Source organism: Streptomyces sp. NPDC058000, assembly GCF_042886435.1.
Classification (GTDB): domain Bacteria; phylum Actinomycetota; class Actinomycetes; order Streptomycetales; family Streptomycetaceae; genus Streptomyces.
The window spans coordinates 47416-68834 of sequence record NZ_JBHVQS010000011.1 but is presented as its reverse complement, the minus strand read 5'-3'; the positions used below and the strand labels follow the sequence as shown (position 1 = coordinate 68834).

The 21419-nt window shown below is 72.1% G+C and carries 22 protein-coding genes and 3 pseudogenes; 14 read left to right on the top strand and 11 right to left on the bottom strand.

Going from position 1 to position 21419, the window contains the following annotated elements:
- The first annotated feature begins 116 nt into the window (after positions 1-116).
- Complete coding sequence (locus ACFVT2_RS14340) at positions 117-1001, top strand: RNA polymerase sigma factor SigF (RefSeq protein ID WP_390016694.1); 885 nt, start codon at positions 117-119, stop codon at positions 999-1001.
- A gap of 50 nt (positions 1002-1051) precedes the next feature.
- On the opposite strand, the gene ACFVT2_RS14335 is transcribed toward ACFVT2_RS14340, so the two are convergent.
- Positions 1052-2221: a macrolide family glycosyltransferase gene (locus ACFVT2_RS14335; protein WP_390016692.1), complete on the bottom strand. Its 1170-nt coding sequence runs from the start codon at positions 2219-2221 to the stop codon at positions 1052-1054.
- Between the two features lie 78 nt (positions 2222-2299).
- Positions 2300-2494, bottom strand: coding sequence for a hypothetical protein (locus ACFVT2_RS14330; RefSeq protein ID WP_390016690.1), 195 nt, complete (start codon positions 2492-2494; stop codon positions 2300-2302).
- Positions 2495-2937: 443 nt separating this feature from the next.
- Between ACFVT2_RS14330 and ACFVT2_RS14325 the strand changes: the two genes are divergently transcribed.
- From ACFVT2_RS14325 to ACFVT2_RS14315, 3 genes are read left to right on the top strand one after another with little or no spacing between them, the layout of a single operon-like run.
- Positions 2938-4680, top strand: a complete 1743-nt coding sequence (locus tag ACFVT2_RS14325) for a hypothetical protein (RefSeq protein ID WP_390016688.1) — start codon at positions 2938-2940, stop codon at positions 4678-4680.
- Entirely contained in the window at positions 4677-5285 is a 609-nt protein-coding gene (locus ACFVT2_RS14320; protein ID WP_390016686.1) for a hypothetical protein, read from the top strand. Before ACFVT2_RS14325 ends, ACFVT2_RS14320 begins: the two co-directional genes overlap by 4 nt.
- 12 nt (positions 5286-5297) lie before the next feature.
- On the top strand, positions 5298-5957 hold the full coding sequence (locus ACFVT2_RS14315) for a DUF3558 family protein (protein ID WP_390016683.1): 660 nt from the start codon (positions 5298-5300) through the stop codon (positions 5955-5957).
- 185 nt (positions 5958-6142) lie between these two features.
- Here the strand turns inward: ACFVT2_RS14315 and ACFVT2_RS14310 are convergent, their stop codons facing one another.
- Positions 6143-6961: a class I SAM-dependent methyltransferase gene (locus tag ACFVT2_RS14310; RefSeq protein WP_390016681.1), complete on the bottom strand. Its 819-nt coding sequence runs from the start codon at positions 6959-6961 to the stop codon at positions 6143-6145.
- 82 nt (positions 6962-7043) lie between these two features.
- Between ACFVT2_RS14310 and ACFVT2_RS14305 the strand changes: the two genes are divergently transcribed.
- Entirely contained in the window at positions 7044-7637 is a 594-nt protein-coding gene (locus ACFVT2_RS14305) for a TetR/AcrR family transcriptional regulator (RefSeq protein WP_390016678.1), read from the top strand.
- Here ACFVT2_RS14305 and ACFVT2_RS14300 read toward each other — a convergent pair.
- Together ACFVT2_RS14300 and ACFVT2_RS14295 are read right to left on the bottom strand one after the other, a co-directional pair.
- The gene (locus ACFVT2_RS14300) at positions 7609-8475 is read right to left on the bottom strand and encodes a DUF4344 domain-containing metallopeptidase (RefSeq protein ID WP_390016675.1); all 867 of its coding nucleotides are present in this window, start codon (positions 8473-8475) and stop codon (positions 7609-7611) included. The two genes, ACFVT2_RS14305 and ACFVT2_RS14300, sit on opposite strands and share 29 nt — an antisense overlap.
- A 121-nt stretch (positions 8476-8596) precedes the next feature.
- The gene (locus ACFVT2_RS14295; RefSeq protein WP_390016672.1) at positions 8597-9178 is read right to left on the bottom strand and encodes a GNAT family N-acetyltransferase; all 582 of its coding nucleotides are present in this window, start codon (positions 9176-9178) and stop codon (positions 8597-8599) included.
- 151 nt (positions 9179-9329) lie between these two features.
- Between ACFVT2_RS14295 and ACFVT2_RS14290 the strand changes: the two genes are divergently transcribed.
- Entirely contained in the window at positions 9330-10511 is a 1182-nt protein-coding gene (locus tag ACFVT2_RS14290) for a permease (RefSeq protein WP_390016669.1), read from the top strand.
- A gap of 16 nt (positions 10512-10527) precedes the next feature.
- On the opposite strand, the gene ACFVT2_RS14285 is transcribed toward ACFVT2_RS14290, so the two are convergent.
- A complete protein-coding gene (locus ACFVT2_RS14285) occupies positions 10528-10896 on the bottom strand; it encodes a PepSY domain-containing protein (RefSeq protein ID WP_390016666.1) in 369 nt (122 codons plus the stop codon).
- Between the two features lie 139 nt (positions 10897-11035).
- Here ACFVT2_RS14285 and ACFVT2_RS14280 point away from each other — a divergent pair, with 139 nt between their 5' ends.
- From ACFVT2_RS14280 to ACFVT2_RS14270, 3 genes are all read left to right on the top strand, one after another.
- Positions 11036-11713: a response regulator transcription factor gene (locus ACFVT2_RS14280; RefSeq protein ID WP_390016664.1), complete on the top strand. Its 678-nt coding sequence runs from the start codon at positions 11036-11038 to the stop codon at positions 11711-11713.
- Entirely contained in the window at positions 11706-13211 is a 1506-nt protein-coding gene (locus ACFVT2_RS14275; protein WP_390016661.1) for a sensor histidine kinase, read from the top strand. Before ACFVT2_RS14280 ends, ACFVT2_RS14275 begins: the two co-directional genes overlap by 8 nt.
- Positions 13212-13311: 100 nt before the next feature.
- On the top strand, positions 13312-13953 hold the full coding sequence (locus tag ACFVT2_RS14270; RefSeq protein WP_390016658.1) for a carbonic anhydrase: 642 nt from the start codon (positions 13312-13314) through the stop codon (positions 13951-13953).
- Between the two features lie 20 nt (positions 13954-13973).
- On the opposite strand, the gene ACFVT2_RS14265 is transcribed toward ACFVT2_RS14270, so the two are convergent.
- Positions 13974-14396 carry a cupin domain-containing protein gene (locus ACFVT2_RS14265; RefSeq protein ID WP_390016655.1) on the bottom strand — a complete coding sequence of 141 codons (423 nt, stop codon included), beginning with the start codon at positions 14394-14396 and terminating at the stop codon, positions 13974-13976.
- Between the two features lie 239 nt (positions 14397-14635).
- On the opposite strand from ACFVT2_RS14265, the gene ACFVT2_RS14260 reads away from it, so the two are divergent.
- Both ACFVT2_RS14260 and ACFVT2_RS14255 read left to right on the top strand, forming a co-directional pair.
- Entirely contained in the window at positions 14636-15088 is a 453-nt protein-coding gene (locus tag ACFVT2_RS14260; protein WP_390016652.1) for an RrF2 family transcriptional regulator, read from the top strand.
- A 103-nt stretch (positions 15089-15191) separates the two neighbouring features.
- Positions 15192-16472, top strand: coding sequence for a globin domain-containing protein (locus tag ACFVT2_RS14255; RefSeq protein WP_390016649.1), 1281 nt, complete (start codon positions 15192-15194; stop codon positions 16470-16472).
- A 114-nt stretch (positions 16473-16586) separates the two neighbouring features.
- Here the strand turns inward: ACFVT2_RS14255 and ACFVT2_RS14250 are convergent.
- Positions 16587-17000, bottom strand: a pseudogene (locus ACFVT2_RS14250) (transcriptional regulator); the annotation flags it as partial.
- Between ACFVT2_RS14250 and ACFVT2_RS14245 the strand changes: the two are divergent.
- Both ACFVT2_RS14245 and ACFVT2_RS14240 read left to right on the top strand, forming a co-directional pair.
- A pseudogene (locus tag ACFVT2_RS14245) lies at positions 16997-17209 on the top strand (SDR family oxidoreductase); the annotation flags it as partial. The pseudogenes ACFVT2_RS14250 and ACFVT2_RS14245 overlap by 4 nt on opposite strands.
- A gap of 166 nt (positions 17210-17375) precedes the next feature.
- Positions 17376-17816: a GNAT family N-acetyltransferase gene (locus tag ACFVT2_RS14240; protein ID WP_390016646.1), complete on the top strand. Its 441-nt coding sequence runs from the start codon at positions 17376-17378 to the stop codon at positions 17814-17816.
- Between the two features lie 27 nt (positions 17817-17843).
- On the opposite strand, the gene ACFVT2_RS14235 is transcribed toward ACFVT2_RS14240, so the two are convergent.
- The 3 genes and pseudogenes from ACFVT2_RS14235 to ACFVT2_RS14225 form a co-directional block, all read right to left on the bottom strand.
- Positions 17844-18266, bottom strand: coding sequence for a hypothetical protein (locus ACFVT2_RS14235; protein ID WP_390016644.1), 423 nt, complete (start codon positions 18264-18266; stop codon positions 17844-17846).
- A 48-nt stretch (positions 18267-18314) separates the two neighbouring features.
- Positions 18315-18779, bottom strand: coding sequence for a hypothetical protein (locus ACFVT2_RS14230; RefSeq protein WP_390016642.1), 465 nt, complete (start codon positions 18777-18779; stop codon positions 18315-18317).
- 58 nt (positions 18780-18837) lie between these two features.
- A pseudogene (locus ACFVT2_RS14225) lies at positions 18838-19290 on the bottom strand (cbb3-type cytochrome c oxidase subunit I); the annotation flags it as partial.
- 342 nt (positions 19291-19632) lie between these two features.
- Between ACFVT2_RS14225 and ACFVT2_RS14220 the strand changes: the two are divergent.
- Complete coding sequence (locus ACFVT2_RS14220) at positions 19633-21384, top strand: GAF domain-containing protein (protein ID WP_390016639.1); 1752 nt, start codon at positions 19633-19635, stop codon at positions 21382-21384.
- The last annotated feature ends 35 nt before the right edge of the window (positions 21385-21419 follow it).

Below are 21419 nucleotides of genomic sequence, written 5' to 3'. Positions count from 1 at the left end.
CCGGAGTGCCAGGTCCCCCGCGGGGGCGGGAATCACCTCCGGTGTGCATGTCTCAGCCCGAGCCGGGTATGCGCCGGCACAGGTGCCCGCGGGGGTCGGGCACGGAGGGAGGCGTGATGGCCATCGTCGTGCACGGCACCGCGACCCCGGCGCACACCACGGAACGCGACGGCGGTCTCCCGGAGGTAAGGCGTCCGAGCGCGGTGGCACCCCGGGACGCCCGCGAACTGTCCAAGCAGTTCTTCGTCCGGCTGCGCCAGCTCGAAGAGGGCACCCGCGCGTACCAGTACGCGCGGAACACGCTGATCGAGATGAACATGTCGATGGTGCGCTACGTCGCCCGCCGGTACCGCCACCGTGGCGACGACATGGAGGACATCGTCCAGGTCGGCACCATCGGGCTGATCAAGGCCATCGACCGCTTCGACCTCTCCCGCGAGGTGGAGTTCTCCACCTTCGCCGTCCCCTACATCCTCGGTGAGATCAAGCGGTTCTTCCGGGACACCGGTTGGGCCGTGCACGTGCCGCGCAGGTTACAGGAGCTGCGCACCGAACTCGCCAGGGCCAAGGAGCAGTTGCACACGACTTTGGACCGCGACCCCACCGTTGCGGAACTCGCGGCGCACCTCAGGCTGCCGGAAGAGGACGTGATCGAGGGTCTCGTCGCGGCCAACGGCTATTCCGCGGACTCCTTGGACACCCCGGTCGACCCCGATCCGCTCGACCAACGACGCGCGTTGACCGAGGTCCTCGGTGCGGACGACCCCGCGTTGGAGACCGTCGAGGACCTCCACACCCTCGCGCCACTGCTGCGGCAACTCGACGCCCGCGAACGCCGCATCATCGAGCTCCGCTTCGGTCAGGAGATGACCCAGTCGCAGATCGGGGCCGAGCTCGGCGTGTCGCAGATGCACGTCTCCCGCCTGCTGAACCGGACGTTGAGCCAGCTGCGCACGGGCATGCTCACCGACCCCCAGCCCGACCCGACTCCGGGTCCGTGATGGAGGGGGCCGGCCCGCCCTCACGACCGTGGGGCGGACCGGCTCACTGCTCAGCGCAGGTACTCCTCGATCACCTCGGCACCGCGTGCGGCACCGCCGCCCTCCCGTACGACCTTCCGCATCCGGTCGAGGTTGGTGCGGACCGTGGCGTCGGACGCGACCCTGGTCACCGCGGCGCGCAGCGTCTCCGCGGTCACCGTGCGCGCGTCGAGCTGTTCACCGAGCCCGAGTTCCTGTACCCGGCCGGCGTTGGCGGCCTGTTCGGGCATCTGCGGGACGGCGATCAGGCCGACGCCGTAATACAGGGCCTCCATCGTGGAGTTCATGCCGGTGTGCGAGACGAAGGCGGTGGCCCGCTGGAGCACGGCCGGCTGCGGGAACCGCGCCCGGACGTCGAACGACGCCGGAATCGGCCCCAACGCGGCGGGGTCCAACCCACCCACCGACATCGCCACGTGATACGGCTCGTCGGCGAAGGCTTCGATGCAGGTGCGGTAGAACTCCGGGCGGTCGTTGAAGACCGTGCCCAGCGAAATGAACAGCACCGGAGCCTCGGGGTCCGGCGGTGACCACGGTTCGTCCTCCCGACTGCCCAGCGAGGGACCGATGAAGTGGAACCGTTCGTCGAAGGATTCGCCGGCCGGTTGGAACTCCCTGGGTATGAATACCAGGTTGAGCTTTTCGATCACGTCCAACAGGTTCGTCGGGTCGAGCGTGACGCCGTGTTCCGCGGCGAATTCCTCGCAGTCGGCGCCGATCGCGGCGGTGACCGGATTCACCCCGTCGGTCTCCTGCATGAACCGGGCGAACAGTGAATATGTCTCGTTCGATGCGAAGTTGGGGATGAGACGGACGGCCGGCAGGCCCAGATCCTCGGCGAGGACCCGGGCGCACCAGTTCATCGCGTCGTAGCAGATCGCGTCCACGGACTCGGCGGTGCAGTGTTCCCGCAGCACCGGATAGGCCGACCGCATTCCGGTGAACAAGTGGCGCATGAAGCGGCCGAAGGTCGCCGGCCCGAACTCGGTGGGGGGTTCGATCGGTGGGAGTGGCGGCAACTCCACCCAGCGGGCGCCGGACTTGGTGACCGCATCGGCGTGTTCCGCGCTGGTGGCGTAGTCCACGCGATGGCCGCGACGCACGAGTTCCTCGACCAGCGGCAGCGTGGGATTGATGTGACCGTGACCGAGAAGGGCCACGAATAGCAGGTGTTTCGCCATGCCGAAAATCCTACCGATACCGGATTTTCGGTCCTGGTCCGCCCCCTCATCCAACGGCGCCGCCGCCACCGCCGCCGGTCATTGCCCGGACGGCAGCCGGCGCACCAGGTTCCGCGCCAAGTGCCGGGCGGCGTGCGATCCTTCACCGTTGCCCGCCGCCAACAGTCGCAAGAGTTCGATCGCGGCCCGCGCTTCCCGCAAGGTCAGCAGCGGCAGTCGTTCCTCGTCCAGATCCACCACGCCGTCGACGAGGCTGAGAAGGCGGGCGTTCATTTCGCTCATGGACGGGTTAACGGCCACTTACTTTCCCGGTTACGGCCGCGTGAACGGGCGAACGGCGGACGGCGGACGGCGGACGGAACGGGTGGTGCGCGGAGGCGCAGAAATACGGGCCCGAATCGCCCCACAGGAATAAATTCCCTGCCCATACCCCAATAACGCCACTATTCGCATCATTCCCATGATTCACATAATGGCCGGTTCCGCATGGTGGCGACCGTGCGCCGCCACGCTCGCGGGCGTGATGGTGGGCGTATGCGCGGGCGTGAGCGCGGGAACGCCGGCCGCAATACTGCGCAACTCTCCAGGTCTGCACAGGAGTTACCAATCCCTCGGAATCCCTTCCGGGCCCGGCAGCCGAGCGTCATACTGCCTCCATAGCAACTCCGTCAACTCCTCACAACAGAGAACGAGTTCGATCACGGGGGTGCATGACCATGCCCGTTCCCGAACACCCGGCCACCTCACCGTCGAACACCTCACCGTCGGCGGATCCTTTCTCCTCATCGGACACCCCGCCACCTGAGCACGGCCGGAGCGAGGCCACTCGGCTGCTCTGCGCGGGGGTCTACTTCGACGGACAGTTCCGTCGCCGCGTCATCCAGGAACTCGTCGAACACGAGGAACGGCCGATCGCGCCCTCGCTGGGCTACGACGCGCTGCCGGTCCTCGCCCACGCGTTGCAGGCTCGTCGCCGGGAGGCGCAGACCGGGCTGCTGCTGTTGGCCGTCTGGGGCGTATTCGTCGGGCTCGATCTGGCCGGTGTCGGCGCGCAGACGTTGCTGCCCATCCCCTGGTTCCTGGCGTACATGGCGGTCTGCGTCGTGTCCTGGCTCGCACGCGGGACCCGCAGTTCCCTCTTCACCCTCGGGCGCTCGGTGATCAAGGAGGCCACCCGCGGCCGGCTCAAGGCGGTGCTGCCGGTACTGCCGTTCGTGATCGCCGTGGCGTACTGGGCGGCCGTGCTCCTGACGCTGTTCCGCGGCGGTGATGCCTGGATCGCCGTGGTGTTCCCGATCCTGCTGGTGCCGCCCGTCTGGGCGTACCGGACGCACGTCGTCTCCGTCATGCGCCATCAGCTGAGCCGCGACGCCTTCACCAAGGGACGGCCTCCGGTGCTGCCGGCCACCGTCCAGTTCCGACGCATCGGTGCGGCCATCGCGCGGGAACAGCACGCCCGGCTGGCCATCTACGACCCGTTCCGCCCCTTCGTCGGCGCCGGCACGCCGTACAAGCCGTGGTCGGTCGCCATGGAGCTGAAGCAGAAGACCTGGGCGGGGTCCGAGGAGCGCGAGGAGGCGGACTCACCGCCACGGCCGCAACCCCTCTCGTTCACCAAGTCGCGGCCCGAGACCGACATCGCACCGCTCACCGGCCGCGAGGTCGTCGATCTGATCAAGCCTCGTCTGGAGGCGCTGCGTACCTCGGCCGCGGCCACCAGCCGGGACCGGTTGCGCTCCCTCGAAGTCGAGGAACTGGTCTATCTGCCGGTCGGGCTGCCGCGGGAGGAGGTGGACTACGCTCCCGACGTCATCCGCGACCACCTCGACCGGGCGGTCGGCGAGGGCGCCGAGGCCCGCCGCCACTTCCTGCGGGTGCGGGTCGGGGCCTGGGACGAGCAGGTCGCGATCTGTCTGCTGGTCCGCATCCACACCCAGGGCGGGATGTTGGTGCTGGAGGTCGCCCCGCACGTCCTGACGCCGGTGCGCCCGGAGTTCAAGTCGGTGGACGTGCTCGCGGCGCACGGCGGGGACAGCCCGCTGCGCGATGCCGTCCGCGGTGTGCTGACCAGCCCCTCGGCGGGGTGCGCCGCCGGGGTCGCGCTGTGTCAGACGGCGGTGTCCGTCTTCCGCACCTGGCTGGCGATGCCGCAGTACGCACTGCCGGACGCGCCGGCCGCGTCCGTGCGGGAGTTGGGGAGCGTGGCGGAGCTCTCGCTGTTCCAGGAGATGGACATCAGCCGGTACGTGAAGACCCTTCAGGACCGGATCGCCAACGGGGTGCAGGAGGCCCTGCGGAACAAGAGCTACGAAACGGGCGTGTTCGATCAGTACATCATCAACGTGGGTGAGGGCGGGGTATTCATCGGCGGGATGAGCGGCGGCGCGGTCGCCTCCGGCGAGCGGGCCTCGGCGAAGCACACGGACACATCGACAGAGACGGGGGGCGGTCGAGGATGACGGTCGAGGACCGGGAACCGGCGGAGGGCCGGGAGGCTTCCGCCGCCGAAACGGGCGGGTCTCCCCCGCCCCGCGACGAGGCACCGGGCGGCAACAACGGCGGCGGCATCAGCATCGGCGTACTGACCGGCGGCGCGGTCGCGGCCGGGGAGCGGGCCAGTGCCGAGGACCGTTCACTGCGGGACGGCCGCCCGGCACCGCCGCTCGGACTCGTGGACGGGGCCGCGGCGCCCGTCGTACCGCCGAGCACCACCGGCGGGATCAGCATCGGCGTCATGGCCGGCGGCGCAGCCGCCGCGGGCACGGATGCCCGGGCCCTCGACGCCTCGACCCAACCGGCGATCGACGCACCGCCGGAGCTCCGCGCGGCCCTGGGCACCCTGCGCCAACAACTGCCCCTGCTCACGGCGACGGACGAGACGGCGGAGATCGACGCCCAACTGGCCGATGCCGAGGCGGAGATCGACACCACCGGTCAGGTACGACGGGACCGCCTGCAATGGCTGCGCGACCGCCTCGACCTCGGTACGACGGCCGTGGCGGGGCTCGCCTCGGCGACCGCCGTGGTCCAGCAGATCATCCAACTCCTCGGCGGCCAGGGCTAGGAGGGGGCCGGCATGGACCAGTGGAACGAGGACACACAGGAGTGGGTGGAGCCGTCGCGTCCGACCAACGCGCTACCGGACGGCAGGTCGCGTCGCATGTTGATCGTGACGGTCACGGTGCTCGTGCTGGTCGCGGCGGCCGTCGTCGGCCTGTGGCAGCTGGCGCGCGACGACAGTCAGGGCTCCCCGGGATGGAGTGGCATCCCGCCCTCCGCGCCCGGCGGCAGCTGGTCGAGCACCCCCGGCGAGCCCGCGCCCTCGTCGGGGCCGGGCGACCTCGGCACGGCCGCCGACCCCTGCTCGGCGCTCGACGCGAACACGGCCGCGACCTTGGGCCTGTCCCCGGGCCGCTCCGACAATCCCGCCAACCCGCAGGCCGGGCTGAAGGCGTGCAGCTGGAGCGGGACCGGGTCCTCGGGCGGCGGCGCGTCCGTCACCTACACGCTGATCTACTCCAAGGACCTCCCGGTGTCACCGGAGCCCACACCGACCAGCGTCTCCGGCATTCCCTCCGCGTCGGTCACCGGGAACGACCTGGGGTGCGTGGTCCTGTGGCCCACCTCGTTCGGGAAGGCGATGGTGCACGCCAAGTCGGACAGCGGAGCCCAACCGGACCTGTGCAACTCCGCCGCCGGTTTCGCCGCCCAGGTAGCTCCGCGGGTGCCGTCCTGACGCTCCACCACACCCCGTCTCTCCCCCTGCCACCGCGTCCAGGGCAGGTATGCGAGGCGTGCCGGGGACGGTGAACAACTAGAGCCGGGGTCGGGGTCGGGGTCGGGGTCGGGGTCGGGGCCGGGGCCGGGGCCGGGGTCGGGGTCGGGGTCGGGGTCGGCAACTGTCGGACTCCGGCCCGTGGTTCAGGCGGCTTCCGTGCGCACCGCGGCGACCGCCATCGTCGCGTAGCCCATCGTGAAGCTGCCGCCCTGTGCGTCGATGGCGGCTCCGACGCCCGCCAGCACCTCCGCCAGCACGCCCGGTGGGAGCCTGGTGAAGGCGCCGAGGGTGGGCATCTGGTCCAACCAGGCATCCCGGGTGTAGGTCCACTCCCAGTCGTAGCGCCACTGCTCCGGTTCCTCGAACCGGCCCGCATTCCGGATCCCGTCGGCGGTCCTGGCGAACACCGGCCGGTAGGCGTCCAGGGCCCCCTTCGCCATCGCCGTGAGGTCGAACGGGGCGTCGGGCAGTACCCGCCGGCAGACCTCGGCGACGGCGTCCGCCATGTCGGAGGGGAAGCGGAAGACGTTCCAGAACGGCGCCAGCAGGCCGCCGGGGCGCAGCGCCCGGGCGGCCTTGTCCGCGCCCGCGACCGGGTCGATCCAGTGCCAGGCCGTGCCGGCGACCACCGCGTCGTAGTTCCGGCCGGCGGGCTCCCAGTCCTCGAACGCCGCGACGTCGACCTCGGTGCCGAAGTCCCGTGCCACGTCGGCCATCCGTGCGTCGGGCTCCACCCCGAGCACCCGGCAGCCGGCCGCCTGGAACTGACGGGCGGCGATGCCCGTTCCGCAACCGACGTCGAGGACGTCGAGGTCGGGTCGACCAGCGACGATCCGCTGCACCAGGGCGTCGGGGTAGCGGGGTCGGGCCCGGTCATAGCGTGCGGCGTCCGTGCCGAACGACACTGCTAACGGGCGGCGTTGATGAGGTTCGGGGCGCCCGGAGGGCGGTATAGTGGGCATGCGCCCACTATGGTGGGCGCATGCCCACTCGTCAACCGGGTGGGCGACAACCGGGGGCCGGCCAACGAAGAAGAGGTGCACCGTGCCGACAGGGGTGGCCATCCGCGACGTCCGGGAGCAGCTGTTCGACGCCGCCGAGCGCATCCTGCTGCGGGACGGGCAGAACGCACTGACCAGCCGGGCGGTCACCACGGAGGCGGGCTGCGCCAAAGGGGTCCTGCACCGGCACTTCGCCGATTTCGACGCCTTCCTGGCCGAGCTCGTACGGGACCGAATCGGCCGGATCGACGAGCAGTCCGCCGCCCTGCGCAAGTCCGCCGGGACCAGCACCGTGGCCGACAACCTCACCACCGCAGTGCTGGACGTGTTCGGATCGGTCGCCGTGGCGATCGTCGGCCTCGTCATCTCCCGCGACGGTCTGCGCGCCCTGCTGCGGCAGGGCGGCTCGGTCGGCATCCCGCTCCTCACCGAGGCCACCGCGATGATCAGCGTCTACCTGGACGCCGAGCGCGAGCTGGGTCGGGTCGCGGCGGACGCCGACGTCGACACCCTGGCGCCGACCCTGATCGGGGCCGGCCACCTGCTGTTCGCCGATCGGGAGGGCGCGCCGCCGGAGGCCGCGGCCGTCCGCAAGGTCGTGACGACGGTCATCGCCGCCGTGACGCGTTGCGCTTGAGGTGGCCGGCGAGGAGTTGCTGCCAGCCGCTCCTGGCCTGCTCCCACTCGTCGGGGCAGGCTTCGGCGCGGTCCTCGGTGACCCGGCCGCCGGCACCGACGAGGTCCTCGTGCCGGGCCGGCTGCGCACCGTAGACGTAGCAGGCGTAGTTCGCCGCGCGTTGGCCGTCCAGGCTGTGCTCGTCGAGCAGATCGGTCGCGTCGAACGGGGTCTCCTTGGCGGCCAGGGCGTAATCCGTGGCGGCGGCCAGGGCCTTGGTCTCGCCGGCGCGGCCCTGGCCGATCAGCAGCACCGCGGCGAGCTGGTCGGCCACGTCCTCCTCCCGGCCGGTGAAGCGCAGACCGAGGCGGTCGATCAGGGCGTGGGCGCTCTCGTGGTAGGCGGTCTCCTCCAGTACGGCGGCCACGTGTGCGTCGCCGGCATCCGGGTCGCCCTGCCGGCCGGCGCCCTGGCCGGCGTGTGCGAAGCGGTCGCGTATCTCGTCGACGTGCTCCGCGCAGAAGTCGATGGTGCCGGTCTCCGGGTCGTAGGCGGGTTCGGCCGCGCCGCACGAGCGGACCACGAACGGTATGCGGTGCGGCACCTGGACGGTGTCGTTGAGTCGCTCGGCCGCCTTGTCCAGGATGCGGCGCGTGCGCAGATACGCGGTGGCGGACGCCGCCTTGCCGCCGGTGCGGTACTGGACGACGAAGCCGCCCGAGCTGCCCTTGCCGTGGGGCCGGCGGGAGGCGGCGTCCGCCGGGTCGGCCGCGTCCTGGCCGGCCGTGCAGCCGGTCACCGCGGCCGCCAGGGCCAGCGTCAGCAACGCCCGTGTGCCGTTCCCCGTCCGGCGTCCCATGTCCGCTCCTTCCCGCGCCGCGCGCTGCGGCGGTTCGTCCGTTCGTCCGTTCTTTCGTCCGAGGAGGAAAGAGAGATATCCGGAGCCCGAGGTTCCCTTCCTTGGGCGGACATGCCGGGAATCACCAGAGTTTGTCGATGTCTCCCGAGTGGAGCGCGATGCGGCTGCCCCGGAACGACGCGCGGGCCCGCCGGGCGCGGGGCGAGAAGAAGTCGGCCATGGTGACCTTGTCGAATCCGGGCCGGTCGCTGGGGAAGGGGGCCTGCGGTGTACCGCCGACGAGGACGGTGTCCGGGAGGTGGTGCCAGCCCGCGCTCTCGTAGAACGCGCGCAGCGGTCGGTCGCAGGTGAACAACCCCAGGTCGTACCCGTCGCCGGCCAGGGCGTCCCGGGCCGCGGTCACCAGGTGCCGGCCGTACCCGCGGCCGCGTGCCTCCTCGCGCGTCACCACCGTGCTCAGGCCACCGGCGACGTAGCTGCGGCCGGCGTGGTGGATCTCCTTGGTGAGGACGTCCAGGGCGGCGAGGACGGTCCCGCCGGTCGTCAGCAGCATCGACCGCGGTCGCAGCGCGGGGTCGTGAACCGGCGTATCGGGCCGGGGGGTCACGCCGGGCTCCGAGGGCCACGCCTGCTCCTGGATCTCCCGCACCTGGGTGCGGAGTTCGACGGGCGTGGCGGCTTCGGGGAACGCGAGGATCTGCACCCGCTGATTCTGTGCCGGCGGAGTGCGGGCGCCGCAACGGGTTTTCCCGGTGCCGGAGGCCGGCCCCGCGGCCCGGCAGTGGGTACCGCGTCCCCGGCGCCCGTGCGTGTCCGTCAGCGGCCGGGCGGGCTGCCCGGGAAAGGATGCGGGCATGCACCCCGTCCTGCATGCGCTGTCGATCACCGGCTCGATGACCTGGGAGATCGCCTGGGCGCTGATCCTGGGCTTCGGGCTGTCCGCCGTCGTGCAGGCGGTGGTCCGCAAGTCCACCGTGGTCGCGCTCCTCGGTGACGACCGCCCCCGCACCCTCGCGCTCGCCGCCGGCCTGGGTGCGGCCTCGTCCTCGTGTTCGTACGCCGCGGTCGCGCTGGCCCGTTCGCTGTTCCGGAAGGGGGCGGACTTCACCGCGGCGATGGCGTTCGAGATCGCCTCCACCAATCTCGTCGTGGAACTCGGGGTCATCCTGGCGTTGCTGATGGGGTGGCAGTTCACGGTCGCCGAGTTCGTGGGCGGACCGATCATGATCGTGGTGCTGGCGGTGCTGCTGCGGCTGTTCCTGCGCGAGGCGCTGCTGCGCGAGGCCCGGGCGCAGGCCGAGCGCGGCCTGGCCGGTTCGATGGAAGGGCACGCCGCGATGGACATGTCCGTCCGGCGTCCGGGCTCCTTCCTCCGCCGGCTGTTCTCCCCCGAGGGCGTCACGGCCACCGCGCACGTCTTCGTCATGGAGTGGGCGGCGATCCTGCGGGACCTGGTGATCGGCCTGTTGATCGCCGGTGCCATCGCCGCGTGGGTGCCGGACGCCTTCTGGCGGTCCTTCTTCTTCGAAGGCCATCCGCTCGCCGCCAAACTGTGGGGTCCGCTCATCGGTCCCCTGGTCGCGATGGCGTCGTTCGTCTGCTCCATCGGCAATGTGCCGCTCGCCGTGGTGCTGTGGAAGGGCGGGATCAGCTTCGGCGGTGTGGTGGCGTTCATCTTCGCCGATCTGCTGATCCTGCCGATCCTCACCATCTACCGGAAGTACTACGGCGTCAGGATGGCGCTGTTCCTGCTCGGCACCTTCTACGTCGCGATCGTCGTCGCCGGCTACGTCGTCGAGTTCGTCTTCGGCGGCCTCGGCCTCGTCCCGGACCAGGCCCGGGCGAGGATCCCGCAGGAAGGCGTCGCCCTGAACTACACCACCTGGCTCAACATCGCCTTCCTCGTCCTGGCCGCCGCCCTCCTGGTGCGGTTCTTCCGCACCGGTGGCCGGGAGATGCTCCGCATGATGGGCGGCGCACCCACCGCCGGGCACGACGGCGGGGAGGGGAACGGGACGGCACCGGGGAGCCCGTGACGGGCCGTACCGATGGTCAGTCGTCGTTCCGGTCGCCGGGGACGTCGTCGTCGTGGTCGTGGTCGATGCCGTGGCTGACCACCTTTCCGTTCGCCACGCTGACGTCCACCTCGTGCTCGGCGCCGTTGCTGGTGCGGAGTTCGACCTCCCACACCCGGACGCCGTGCTCGTGGTCCGGCTCCACCGAGACGATCCGGCTGTCCGGCACCACCTTGCGCGCGGCGTCGACGGCCCGCTGCCGGCCGGTGTCCAACGGCCCGACGGTGTCGCCGGTGGCTGCGACGGCGACCGCGGTGCCGCCCGCGGCGAGCACGGCCGCGGCGGCGCCGACCGCGATCCAGCGGCGTCGGCCGGTCAGTGCGCGGCGGATGCGGGATGCTGCCATGGGAACCTCCTGCTGGTGACGGCCGGACCCGGTCCGGCCGACGGTGTGTCAGAACGGTCACCACCGTGCCGTCCCGAAGCTGAAGCCGGCCTGAAGCTTCCTGAAGAGCCCTTCAGGAACGGTCTGGCAGTCTGACGTCATGCGCCTGCTGATCGTGGAGGACGAAAAACGCCTCGCCACCACCCTGGCCAAGGGGTTGGCGGCGGAGGGCTTCGCCGTGGACGTGGTACACGACGGCCGGGAAGGTCTGCACCTGGCCACCACCCAGGGCTACGACCTGCTCATCCTCGACATCATGCTGCCCGGGATGAACGGCTACCGGGTCTGCGCGACCCTGCGTGCGACCGGCGACGAGACCCCGATCCTGATGCTGACCGCCAAGGACGGCGAGTACGACGAGGCGGAGGGGCTGGACACCGGCGCCGACGACTACCTCACCAAACCGTTCTCCTACGTGGTCCTGTTGGCCCGGGTCCGCGCACTGCTGCGCCGCCGGACCCGCGGTGGCAGTCCCGTGCTCCGGCTCGGCGACCTGGTCCTGGACCCGAACGGTCGCCGTTGCGCCCGCGGCGAGGAGGAGATCCCGCTCACCGCCAAGGAGTTCGCGGTGCTGGAATACCTGGCGTCGCGCGCCGACCAGGTGGTCTCCAAGGCGGACATATTGGAGCACGTCTGGGACTTCGCCTACGACGGCGACCCGAACATCATCGAGGTCTACATCAGCGCGCTGCGGCGGAAGATCGACGCCCCGTTCGGTCGCCGCTCGATCACCACCGTGCGCGGTGCCGGTTACCGGCTGGCGGCCGACCGTGGCTGAGCGGACCACCGCCGCGCCGTCGCAGCCGCGCGCACCCCGCTGGTGGGGATCCGTCCGGGCCCGCACCACCTTGGCATCCACCCTGGTGGTGGCCCTGGCACTGGTCGCCGCCGGGGCCGCGGTCCTCGCCGAACTACAGCGCAACCTCGTCGACAGCGCCGGTCTCCAGGCGGAGGTGGCCGCCCGCGGGGTCGCCACCCAGGTCGCGGTCGGTACGCCCTTCGACCACCTCAACCTGCCCGACGAGGACGACCGGCCCGTCCAGGTGGTAACCCCCGACCGCACGGTGCTGGCCGCCGGCGACAACCTCCACCACGCCCCGCCGCTGGCCGACTTCGCCCCCGCGCCGCACCGTACGGCGTCGTCGGACGCCCTCGATGACCACGACGACGATGACAACGACACCCCGGTGCGCGGCTCCGCCGCCGACCACGCCGCGTTCCGCACGGTCACCCTGACGCTGCACGACGACCACCTCGCCGGTCAGGACTTCCGGTTCGCCGGGCTGCTCGCCACCACCCCGACCGGGCAGACCGTCACCATCTACGCCGGCTCCTCCCTCAACACCGAACGGCAGGCGGTGGACGGAGTACGCGACGCGATGCTGATCGGCCTGCCGGCGCTGCTGCTCGTCGTCGCCGCGGTGACGTGGTTGGTGACCCGCCGCGCCCTGCGCCCGGTCGAGGGCATCCGGGCCGAACTCGCCGAGATCATGGGCGGCGACCTGTCCCGGCGGGTTCCCCAGCCCGCTTCGCGCGACGAGGTCGCCCGGCTCGCGCAGACCACCAACGCCACGCTCGCCGCCCTGGAGAAGTCGGTGGAACGCCAGCGGCAGTTCGTCGCCGACGCCTCGCACGAACTGCGCAGCCCGATCGCCAGTCTCCGCACCCAGTTGGAGGTCGCCCGGGCCCATCCGCACCTGCTGGAACTGGACGGCCTGATCGAGGACACCGTCCGCCTGGAACGCGTCGCGTCCGATCTGCTGCTCCTGGCCCGTCTGGACGCCGGTGAACGGCCCCGCGCCGGGCGCCTGGACCTGGCCGAACTCGTCCGGGACGAATTGGCGCACCGGTCCGGCGACCGCCTCCCGGTCACCGCCGACCTGCCCGACGAGCCCCTCCCGGTCAGTGCCAGCCACACCCAACTCGCCCGGGTGCTGGGCAACCTGCTCGACAACGCCCAGCGCCATGCCGGCTCGGTCGTCCGCGTCGCCGTACACCGCGGCGCGGCCGGCACGGTCGCCCTGCACGTCACCGACGACGGCCCCGGAATCCCCCCGGCCGACCGGGAACGCATCTTCACCCGCTTCATCCGCCTCGACGACGCCCGCACCCGGGACGAGGGCGGGGCCGGCCTGGGGCTGGCCATCGTCCGCGACGTCATCCACCGGCACGGCGGCCGCATCGAGGTCGGCGACGCCGACGGGGGCGGCGCACGCTTCACGGTCACCCTGCCCGGCGCGGCCCGCCCCAACGATCGCGTCCCGGCCGCGACCTAGGTCCGTCCGTCACACCCCCCGTCATCCTCCCGCCCGGGAGACATGCACCCCGCGCCCTCTCACGTCAACTACCTCACACCCATCCCACCGGAGGTCAGTCATGCGTACTTTCGTCAGCTCCGCCCACCCCCACCCCCTCCCCCACTCGCCGGCCGAAACCGGCCCGGCCGCCGACGAGCCGTCGCACGGCCCGGCCCCCCGGGCGCTGTTCATCGCCTGCTCCGACTCCCGGGTCGTGCCCACCCTGCTCACCGGCACCGCACCGGGTGAGCTCCACGAACTCCGCACCACGGGCCATATCGTCCCGCGCTACCGCTCCGACGCCCACTGCGGGATCGCGGCCACCCTCGAATTCGCCCTCGGTGCACTTCAGGTCCCGGACATCATCCTGTGCGGCCACACCGACTGCACCGCCCTCCGGGCCCTCCAGGACGAGCCGCCGTCCTCGGAACTGCCGCTCGCGCGCAACTGGTTCACCCGCCCCGCCCACCGCCCCGGGCCCGACCGCGATCAGCGGGCCGCCGGCAGCCGCACGCCGGAACAGCGCCACCTGCTGGCCCAGCTCCACCACCTGCGGACCTACCCGTGCGTCACCCGCCGCCTCGCCACCCGTCGGCTCCGCGTCCACACCTGGCAGTACGACGACCGCACCGGGCGGACCCTGGGCTGGGACGTCACCGCCCGCACGTTCCGGCCGCTGCGGCCCGCACTCCCCGCGGCGACGGCGACGGCCGCGCGGTAGGCGGGTCAGCGGTAGGCGGGTCAGGAGCCGGCGCGGCTCTTGACCTGTAGGCCGGGGCGGCGACGGTGGACCGTGAGGTACGCCAGGCCGTTCCGGCCCGCGGCCAGACTGCGGCGAGACCCGTGGGGCAGCCACACCACGCTGCCCTCGGTGAGCGACTGCCGGTCCTGAGCCGTGTCCACGACGCCGTCGCCGGACACGACGTAGAGGATCACGTCGAGGTCCGGCTCGACGTGCGTGTCGATGCGTCCTTCGGGCGGCAGCCGGACGAGGTTGGCGTCGAGTTGGCGGCCCGTCTCGGCCAGGCGCCACAGCGCTCCGGCCGGCGCCGGCTCGACCGCGGCGAGCTCCCGGGCATCGCAGAGCAGCCGCGGCACCGGCTCTGCGGTGGCGTCGGAGCCGCCGGGGGAATCGGCGCCGCCGGTGTGCGGGGTGTCAGCCATCAATGGTCACCATCCGATGCGTGTCCATGCGGTTCTTGCGCGTCCATTACTACTCCTCCGCTGCTACTCCTCCGCGTCCTGGTCCTACGCGACGACGGGCATGAGGACGCAGCCGACGCCGCCGACGCGGTCGACACAGGCACCGCGCCCTCCCGGGGATACGGCCCTTGACCACGACCCTTGAATACGGAACCACCCTCGAATAGGAACCTAACATGCGCATTTGATACCGTCGTGGCGTGCGGTTGACGAAGTTCACTGACCTGGCGCTGCGCGCCGTCATGCGCCTGGCCGTCGCGGAGCGGGGTGCCACCCTGACCACCCGCGAGGTGGCCGAGGTGATGGACGTGCCGTACACGCATATGGCGAAGGCGATCAGCCGGCTCCAGCACCTCGGCGTGGTCGAGGCCCGGCGGGGACGCGGCGGCGGACTCGAACTGACCGGACTGGGACACCGGGCGTCGGTGGGCTGGCTGGTGCGCGAGCTGGAGGGCGAGGACGAGGTCGTCGCCTGCGAGGGCGACCCGCCGTGCCCGCTGCGGGCGGCCTGTCGACTCCGCCGGGCACTGCGCGAGGCGCAGGAGGCGTTCTACGCCACGCTCGATCCGCTCACGGTGTCCGATGTGGTGGCCTCACCCACCGGTCCGGTATTGCTCAGCCTCACCGGCCCGACCGGCCGGCGTCCCGACTGACCCCACGCACCACCCTGCGCGGGCACTCCACCCTGGAGCGCCGCCCACAGATCCATCGCGCTCGTAAATTGGTAGATCATCTACAAGTTATTGGAGGTGACTGGTGCTCTCCGAGCAGTCCACACCCGTCATCCGTGCAACCCTGCCCGTCGTGGGCGCCGCCATCGAAGAGATCACCACGCTCTTCTACCGGAAGTTGTTCGACGCCCATCCGGAACTGCTGCGCGACCTCTTCAACCCCGGCAACCAGGCCAACGGCGAGCAGCAGCAGGCCCTGGCAGGCTCGATCGCGGCCTTCGCCGGCATGCTGCTGGCGCACCCCGACACCCGCCCCGACGCGATGCTCGCCCGTATCGCGCACAAGCACGCCTCGCTCGGCGTCACCGCGGACCAGTACAAGACCGTCAACGAGCACCTGCTCGCGGCGATAGCCGACGTCCTCGGCACGGCCGTCACCCCCCAGGTCGCAGACGCCTGGGACGAGGTCTACTGGCTGATGGCCAACGCGCTGATCTCCGTCGAAGCCCGTCTCTACGAGCAGCACGGCACCCCCGAGGGCGGAACGTGGCAGCGGATGACGGTCGTCGGCCGGCACCAGGAGACCCCCGACGCGCTCGCGCTCACCCTGCTCCCGGCGGACGGCACCCCGGCCCGCGCCTTCCACCCCGGCCAGTACGTCAGCGTGCAGGTCGAACTCCCGGATGGCGCACGGCAGATCCGCCAGTACAGCCTCTCCGGCGCTCCCGGCCGGCCGGAGTGGCGGATCACCGTCAAGCGCCTGTGTGCCGACACCGGGCCGGCTGGCGAGGTGTCCTCCTGGCTCCACGACCAGGCCCGCATCGGCGACGTGCTCGCCGTCTCCGCCCCGTTCGGCGACCTGACGCTGCCGGCCGGCGGCGGACCGCTGCTGCTGGCCTCCGCCGGCATCGGCAGCACCCCCATGCTCGCCATGCTCCACCACCTGGCCGCCACCGGATCGTCCCGACCGGTCACCGTCGTCCACGCCGACCGCACCCCGACCGACCACGCCCACCGCGACGAGCTGCACCACCTGGTCGGCAGACTGCCCCGCGCCACGCTCCACCTGTGGTACGAGGAGCCGGGCCACCGGACGGCCGCCCCCGCGTCGGCCCTGCCGGCCCCGTCTTCCCTCCCTGCCCTCTCTTCCCTCCCTTCCCTGCCCTCCCTTCAAGCACCGGCGACGGTGTCATCGGGCCGGGTGGACATCGGCCGGCTCCCGCTCCCCCAGGACCTCACCAGCTACCTCTGCGGCCCCCTGCCGTTCATGCGCGCCCTCCGCGGCGCCCTGCTCCACCGCGGGATCCCGCCGCAGACGATCCACTACGAGGTGTTCGGCCCCGACCTCTGGCTCGCACGGCAGTAGGCCGACGCCATAGCGGTAGGCCGACGCCACATCAGTAGGCCGACGCCTCAGGGGCAGCGCGGTGGCTCGGCCTCGGGCCACCTTTCGGGCCACCGCTCGTCGTACTGCGGTGGCTCAGGGGGACACGTCCATGCGCTGTGTGCCGATGACCGACAGCAGCCGCAGCGCCTCCTCGGACGGTGAGCCGGGGGTGGCGGTGTAGATCACGACCTGTTGGTCCCGGTCGCTGATGTCGAGGACGTCACAGTTGACGGTGACCAAGCCGACCAGCGGGTGCTGGAAGGTCTTGCACAGGGCGGTCTCGGCACACACGTCATGCGAGGCCCACAGCCGGGCGAAGTCGTCGCTTCCGGCGAGGAGTTCCCCCACCAGCTCGGCCACCTCGGGGTCCTCGGGGTAGCGGGCGGCGGTGGCGCGCAGGTTCTGGGCGGAGGTGCGGGCGAACGCGTCCGCGTCGGACACCCCGTACAGCCGCCGCCCCTCGGGGTGCGGCCCGAGGAAAGCGCGCCGCACGAGGTTGCGGTCACGCGATCGCCCCGGGCCTCACGCTGACCGAGATGGTCCGTGCCTGGGAAGCGGACTCGCCCGGTGTCTCCGAGCACCTCACGGCGCACACCCCGCTGCGCCGCGCGGCCGATCCCGACGAAGTCGCCCAGGCCGCCGCCTGGCTGCTCAGCGACCGCGCCTCCTACGTGACCGGTACGGTCCTGCGGGTGGACGGCGGCGCACGGGCCTGAGTCGGGGGCCGCCCCCTCGTCGGCGGGCCTCCCGAGGGATGCGAGGATCGTTGCCGGCCCCCGACACGTTGGCCCCGTTCTCCCGGCCCTCCCGGCCCTCCCGGCCCTCCCGGCCCTCCCGGCAAACGCAGTTGACGAACGAAGGCATCCAGGATTTCCTTCGGCAATGTCCGACCTTCGCCTCATGCAGCCGGTCACCGAGGCCGAACTCACCGACTGGCAGCACGTCCACAACACGATCATCCCCACCCACGTCCTGTCCCTGGACGACGTGCGGGATCGGTCCCGGCGACACCACCTGGAGGTCGCCTACCTCGGCGACACACTGGTGGGTTGCAGCACCGTGCGCCCGCCGGCCGACGACACCCGGACGGCCACCGTGATCGCCCGCGTGCTCGCCGCCCACCGCGGACGCGGATTCGGAACGGAGCTCTACGCGCGGGGCCTGGACCGGGCGCGGGAGCTGGGTGCCCAGGTCATCGAGACCGTCGTGCTGGCGTCGAACGAGGACGGCCTGCGGTTCGCCCAGCAGCACGGGTTCATCGAGATCGAGCGCTACCTCCTGCCGGGCGACACGATCCCCTGGATCGACTTGCGGCTGCGCTGACCGCGGCCCGCACGGCGCCGCGGGCCGCTACCGGCCCCCCGCGGCGCGGCGCTTGACGGCCGGGCCGTTCGGGCGGCCCGGCCAGGTCGCCCAGCGCAGTGCCCCGGCCTCCTCGGACGGCAGCAGACCCGCACCGATCAGCGCCGCCCGCCCCGCCTGCGCGCCGGCTATCCGGTATCCGAGCTCGCACGAATCCACCTCGTGGAACGTGCCGTCGGTGATCAGCACCGCCGCGTCGACCCCGGCGAGCCCCTCAAGCAGCCCGGCCCGCAACGCCGGCAGATACTCCCGGGGCAGGCGCGCCTGCGGCACCGCGCTGAGCAGCTCCAACCCACCGTCGGCCCCGGGTGGTTCGAAGCACGCCACGATATGCGCGTAGGGACCGCAGGCACCGACATTCAGCCGCACGCGGACAGCCACGTCGGGCACGGGAACGGGGAGACCGGTCATGTCCCCCACCGTACGGGCGCCCACTGACATCGGTGGGGCTCGCCCGCCTCACCTGCCCACCGTCCCCCCGATCAGCACCACCGCCACTGCCACCGCCACCGCCCCGGCGAACACGGCGTAACCGGGCAGGAACCACCAGAGGAAGGCCCGTGTCGGGCGGCGCCACGGGGACCGCCCTCGGGCGGGAGGCCGCAGGCGCAGTGCGGCCCAGGCCCGGCGGGTCGCGGACAACTCATGTCCGCGGCGGGCGCGGGCGAGGGCGGCGAGCAGCAGGGCGGCGCCGGTGCCGAAGGCGGTGACGGCGCCGAGCGAGGTCCAGGGGGCGGCCGCCAGCAGCAGCGGGGCCGAGAGCGCGATCGTTGCCCAAGCGGTCAGGCAGGCGGCGGCCGCGAGCCGTCGGGACGTGGGGCGGTCGGCCCCGGCCCGTAGGTCGGCCGCTGCCGGCAGGTACCAGACGCAGCCGGAGGCGCTGAGGGCAGCGGCCCCGAGGGCGAGTACGGCGGGAGACGGCATGACCGCTCCTTCCTCCCTCAGCGGTCGGCCGTGGGGCGGGCCGCGACGAGGGCGTCGACGGTGGGGTGGTGGAGGTCGAAGGCGGGCGATTCGCTGCGTATCCGAAGTCCGCGGCGCCCTGTGGGGTGAGGAAGCCGGCCGCGGCGATCAGCGAGCCGAACAGGAACAGCCAGAAGGCGAGCATGTTCAGGCGGGGGAAGGCCACGTCGGGGGCGCCGATCTGAAGCGGCATCAGCCAGTTGGCGAAGCCGGTGAACAGCGGCATGGCGAAGAGCAGCAGCATCACCGAGCCGTGCATGGTGAACGCCTGGTTGAACTGCTCGTTGGAGAGGATCTGGGTGCCCGGGCGGGCCAGTTCGGCGCGCATCAGCAGGGCCATCAGGCCGCCGATGAGGAAGAAGACGAACGCCGAGACGAGGTAGAGCGTCCCGATCTGCTTGTGGTCGGTGGTCGTCAGCCACTGCACCACCTTGTGCCGGCGTGGCGGCCGGGCCGTGGCCCGGCCGCGCACCGGTTCCCTGACCGCCGTTGTCCGTACTTCCCAACCATCCACGGTGCTGTGTCCTCCACCTCGGAAACGTGAATCGGGCCGGGAAGCGGCCAGGACCGGGAAGAGCCATCGGCACGGGGGAGACCGGCCCTTCCCGGCAGACACATCGTCAGCCGGCGGCAACCACGGCCCCCAGGGCCGAACAGCCCTCCCCCCGACCGCGACCGGCCTTCCGTACGGGGACGGCCGGCCCCGTGGCACGCCCCTCCGGATGGCCGGTCGGCACCGGTGTCCGTCGGCGCCCCCGTGATGATCACGTACGCTGCCGAGCAGACGTACGGGATCTTTGGGAGCAGCACGGTCATGTCCGAATCGCAGCAGTACGTACCGGCCGCGAGCGGTCCGCACGGGCCCCAGCTCCATGAGCCGGACCGGGTGCGCGGCCTGCTCGACGCGGTGATGAGCCTGGGGCGGGGGCTCGAACTCCCGCAGGTGCTCAGGGGCATCGTGGAGGCGGCGGTCACCCTCACCGACGCGGAATACGGGGCGCTGGGCGTGGTCGGCGACGGGCAGTTGTCGCAGTTCCTGCCCGTCGGGATGTCCGACGAGCTCATCGGGCTGATCGGCCGGACGCCGTGCGGCCACGGCATCCTCGGGGAACTGATCCGCAACCCCGCACCGCTGCGGCTCACCGACCTGACGAGCCATCCGCACAGCCACGGCTTTCCGGCCAACCACCCCCCGATGCGGACCTTCCTCGGGGTGCCGGTCCGGGTCCGCGACGAGGTGTTCGGCAATCTCTACCTCACCGAGAAACGGGGCGGCGGCTCGTTCGACGCGGACGACGAGGCGGTGCTGACCACGCTGTCCATCGCGGCGGGAGTGGCGATCGACAACGCCCGCATGTACCACGAGAGCCGCCGCCGGGAGCGGTGGCTGGAGGCGCTGGGCGAGATCACCCGCAGTCTGTTGTCCGGTACGGACGCGGACGAGGTGCTGCGGCTGATCGCCGAGCGGGCGCGGGAGGTCGCCGGCGCGGACTGTGCGGCGGTCCTGCTGCCGGCGGCCCCGTCCGCGGACCAGCTGACGGTGGCGGTGGCGTGCGGTACGGGCGCGAGCCGGATCACCGGGTTGCGGGTGCCGGCCGACGGTTCGCTGCCCGGGATGGCCGTCCGCAGCGGCCGTCCGGTGGTCAGCGCCGATCTGCGGGCCGACCCGCGGGCGTACCCGCTCGGGCCGGGCAGCGGGACCGGGTCCGGGACCGCGGAAGCGTTGAACGGGGCGGCTCTGCACGGGGAGTCCGGGGAGCCCGGGGAGCCCGGTGAGGTGTACGGGCCGGCGGTCGCCGTCCCGCTCCAGGTGGACACCGGCTGCGGTGCGCTGCGGCTGAGCCGCCTGGCCGGGCGGCCCGCCTTCGACGACGCCGAGGTCAGGCTGATATCGGGCTTCGCCGACCAGGCCGTGATCGCCCTGGAACTCGCCCGCCGGCGGGCCGAGTCGGAGGAGCTGACGGTCCTCCACGACCGCGACCGGATCGCCCGCGACCTGCACGACCTCGCCATCCAGCGGCTGTTCGCCACCGGCATCACGTTGCAGAGCGCGACCCGGTTGATCGAACGGCCGGAGGCCGCCGAACGGGTCGGCCGCGCGGTCAACGACCTGGACACCACCATCAAGATCATCCGGTCCACCATCTTCGGCCTGCGCACCACCGGGGACGGCAAGGACGGCCGCGGTCTGCGCCGGGACCTCACCGAGACCGTGCGGCGGGCGGGCGGTCCCCTCGGCTTCACCCCGGCGCTGCGGATCGACGGCCCGGTGGACGCGGCGGTGCCCGACGATCTGGCGCAGCACCTCGTGGCGGTGACCGCCGAGGCCCTCAGCAACGCCGCCCGGCACGCCCGCGCCCGCCATCTGGACGTGGCACTGTCGGTGACCGCGGTCGCGGTGACGCTGGCGGTGACGGACGACGGGGTGGGTGTCGGGGCCGCACCGCACACCGGGGGCCTGGCGAACATGCGGGCCCGGGCGGAGATGCACGGCGGTCAACTGGCCGTCGAGACACCTGAGGACGGCGGCACCCGCATCGTGTGGTGCGTCCCGTTGCCCGACTGACCCGGTCCGTGGCGGGGCCCGGCGGCCGCCGGGCC

Coding starts and splice junctions, on each gene's coding strand:
- ACFVT2_RS14240 (WP_390016646.1), top strand. CDS start 17,376: ATGTCCGACCTTCGCCTCATGCAGCCGGTCACCGAGGCCGAACTCACC.
- ACFVT2_RS14340 (WP_390016694.1), top strand. CDS start 117: ATGGCCATCGTCGTGCACGGCACCGCGACCCCGGCGCACACCACGGAA.
- ACFVT2_RS14310 (WP_390016681.1), bottom strand. CDS start 6,961: ATGCCCACTATACCGCCCTCCGGGCGCCCCGAACCTCATCAACGCCGC.
- ACFVT2_RS14330 (WP_390016690.1), bottom strand. CDS start 2,494: ATGAACGCCCGCCTTCTCAGCCTCGTCGACGGCGTGGTGGATCTGGAC.
- ACFVT2_RS14270 (WP_390016658.1), top strand. CDS start 13,312: ATGCGTACTTTCGTCAGCTCCGCCCACCCCCACCCCCTCCCCCACTCG.
- ACFVT2_RS14335 (WP_390016692.1), bottom strand. CDS start 2,221: ATGGCGAAACACCTGCTATTCGTGGCCCTTCTCGGTCACGGTCACATC.
- ACFVT2_RS14290 (WP_390016669.1), top strand. CDS start 9,330: ATGCACCCCGTCCTGCATGCGCTGTCGATCACCGGCTCGATGACCTGG.
- ACFVT2_RS14280 (WP_390016664.1), top strand. CDS start 11,036: ATGCGCCTGCTGATCGTGGAGGACGAAAAACGCCTCGCCACCACCCTG.
- ACFVT2_RS14320 (WP_390016686.1), top strand. CDS start 4,677: ATGACGGTCGAGGACCGGGAACCGGCGGAGGGCCGGGAGGCTTCCGCC.
- ACFVT2_RS14325 (WP_390016688.1), top strand. CDS start 2,938: ATGCCCGTTCCCGAACACCCGGCCACCTCACCGTCGAACACCTCACCG.
- ACFVT2_RS14220 (WP_390016639.1), top strand. CDS start 19,633: ATGTCCGAATCGCAGCAGTACGTACCGGCCGCGAGCGGTCCGCACGGG.
- ACFVT2_RS14315 (WP_390016683.1), top strand. CDS start 5,298: ATGGACCAGTGGAACGAGGACACACAGGAGTGGGTGGAGCCGTCGCGT.
- ACFVT2_RS14300 (WP_390016675.1), bottom strand. CDS start 8,475: ATGGGACGCCGGACGGGGAACGGCACACGGGCGTTGCTGACGCTGGCC.
- ACFVT2_RS14265 (WP_390016655.1), bottom strand. CDS start 14,396: ATGGCTGACACCCCGCACACCGGCGGCGCCGATTCCCCCGGCGGCTCC.
- ACFVT2_RS14285 (WP_390016666.1), bottom strand. CDS start 10,896: ATGGCAGCATCCCGCATCCGCCGCGCACTGACCGGCCGACGCCGCTGG.
- ACFVT2_RS14235 (WP_390016644.1), bottom strand. CDS start 18,266: ATGACCGGTCTCCCCGTTCCCGTGCCCGACGTGGCTGTCCGCGTGCGG.
- ACFVT2_RS14230 (WP_390016642.1), bottom strand. CDS start 18,779: ATGCCGTCTCCCGCCGTACTCGCCCTCGGGGCCGCTGCCCTCAGCGCC.